Origin of the sequence: Novosphingobium sp. ERW19, from assembly GCF_012641315.1 — a bacterium.
Lineage (GTDB): Bacteria > Pseudomonadota > Alphaproteobacteria > Sphingomonadales > Sphingomonadaceae > Novosphingobium.
In genome coordinates, this window is the sequence record NZ_JABAIC010000034.1 from 1 (window position 1) to 1,944 (window position 1,944).

Here is a 1,944-nt window from a genome sequence, read left to right on the forward strand (position 1 = left end):
CCACGTGGCGTTCGAGATGGACGATCTCGATGCGGTGATGCGCGGCATTGGCTGGATGCGCGACAACGGCTTTGCCCCCGCATGGGGCCCGGGCCGCCACGGGCCGGGCGATAATGTCTATGCCTATTACATCGCGCCGTTCGGCCCGGTGATCGAATATTCGACCGCGGTGGAAAAGGTCCCGGCAGACTATCGCACCGGCGAGCCGGACGACTGGACCTGGCCCGAGAGCCGCATCGACCAGTGGGGCATCTCCGACAAGGACTTCGCCGGCTTGCGCGTGGCCGAGGAACGCTTCCGCTGCCGCCGCGACTGGCAACCTGAACCACTTTGAACGCAGCACCTTGAACATCGACAGACGAGGTTTCGTCGGCGGCGCGGCCGCCCTTGCGCTGGCAGGATCGGCGGTGCAGGCACAAGGCGTCCTCAGGGGAGACAAGACCATGGCCCGTTACATCAGCTTCCGCCGTCCTGACGGCACCCCCAGCTTCGGCCGCCTCGAGGGCGAGACCGTGCAGGATCTCGGCGCCCAAAGCGCTGCGGCATGGCTGAAGGATGTCGTGGCCGGCGATCTTTCCGCGTTGGCCACCACCGCAACCCATGCTCGCGCCGACGTGCGCCTGCTCCCGCTGATCCCCAATCCGAACAAGATCCTTTGCGTCGGGCTCAACTACGCCACGCACGTGGCCGAGACCGGGCGCGACCAGAAGGAATACCCGGCGATCTTCACCCGCTGGGCCGACAGCCTGATCGCCGATGGCGAGCCGCTGGTGCGCCCGCCGGAATCCACCCGCTTCGATTATGAAGGCGAGCTTGCCGTGGTCATCGGCAAGGGCGGCCGCCGCATCCCGCGCGAAAAGGCGCTGGAACATGTCGCCGGGTACTCGGTGTTCAACGACGGTTCGGTGCGCGACTGGCAGCGCCACAACATCCAGTTCACGCCGGGCAAGAACTTCCCCGGCACCGGCGCCTTCGGCCCGGCCCTCGTCACGCCCGACGAGCTGCCCGATCTTGGCGACCAGCGCGTGCAGACCCGCATCAACGGCCAGCTCGTCCAGGACCAGCCCGTCTCCGACATGATCTGGGATATCGCCTTCGTGATCGCATACTGCTCCACCTTCACCACCCTCGAACCCGGCGACGTCATCGCCTCCGGCACCCCCGGCGGCGTCGGCGACAAACGCAACCCACCCCTCTACATGAAAGCAGGCGACATCGCCGAAATCTCCATCGGCAAAGTCGGCACCCTCACCAACCCCGTGATTGACGAAGCTTGAGCAGCGCGCGACAGGTGCAGGCCATGGACTTTCTCCCCATTCTCAAGCGCGAGAGACGGGTCAGCACTGCGATCAATGTCGTGCTGAGCGCCGCATTCTTCCTGCTGGTCTTCGGCACCCGCAGCCGCGAATTGAGCATGGCCGCACCCGACAACTTCGCGCTTGATTTCCTGGGGCAAGGTGCTGGCATCTCTATGATGGCTGCGCTTGTGCCAGCGTTGCTTGTACGTAGGTCTCTCCGGAAGGGCGGCAGGCAAACCTTGCCAACAACTGGCGCGATCGCAGGACAGACCGTTAGAATGCTGATGGGCGGGCTGTCGATCGCAGCCCTGCTCGCAGCGTTGTCGCTTCTTGGTCCGGTTTCAGGCCTAAACTGGTCAACCGCCCTCACTACAAAGTTGATCTTCGGCGGACTACTAGGCTTCACGGTCACTCACCTGACACTAAATCGGCTTTTTACGTGAAGACTAGATGATAACGATTTGTCGTAATTCGCTCAAAACCTAATGATCATAGCTAGAAGAACACAGCGGCGGCGGGTTTGATTGCTGCGCAGTAAGTGCCTGATTCAGAAGTTTCTCAATTCCAGCAATATCTTGCGGTTCGGCGCGTGAGCATTCGGATTGAAGCTATGAGTGCCCATGCGGTTGAAGACGCGATGGACTTT

The 1,944-nt window shown here is 62.5% G+C and carries 2 protein-coding genes and 1 pseudogene; all 3 read left to right on the forward strand.

The annotated features are described in order from the left end of the window. Positions 1-334: pseudogene (locus HGI46_RS21760) on the forward strand (glyoxalase); the annotation flags it as partial. Between the two features lie 109 nt (positions 335-443). Further along, positions 444-1,277, forward strand: a complete 834-nt coding sequence (locus HGI46_RS21765; protein WP_168905825.1) for a fumarylacetoacetate hydrolase family protein — start codon at positions 444-446, stop codon at positions 1,275-1,277. Positions 1,278-1,300: 23 nt separating this feature from the next. Further along, complete coding sequence (locus HGI46_RS21770) at positions 1,301-1,741, forward strand: hypothetical protein (protein WP_168905826.1); 441 nt, start codon at positions 1,301-1,303, stop codon at positions 1,739-1,741. The last annotated feature ends 203 nt before the right edge of the window (positions 1,742-1,944 follow it).

Coding starts and splice junctions, on each gene's coding strand:
- HGI46_RS21765 (WP_168905825.1), top strand. CDS start 444: ATGGCCCGTTACATCAGCTTCCGCCGTCCTGACGGCACCCCCAGCTTC.
- HGI46_RS21770 (WP_168905826.1), top strand. CDS start 1,301: ATGGACTTTCTCCCCATTCTCAAGCGCGAGAGACGGGTCAGCACTGCG.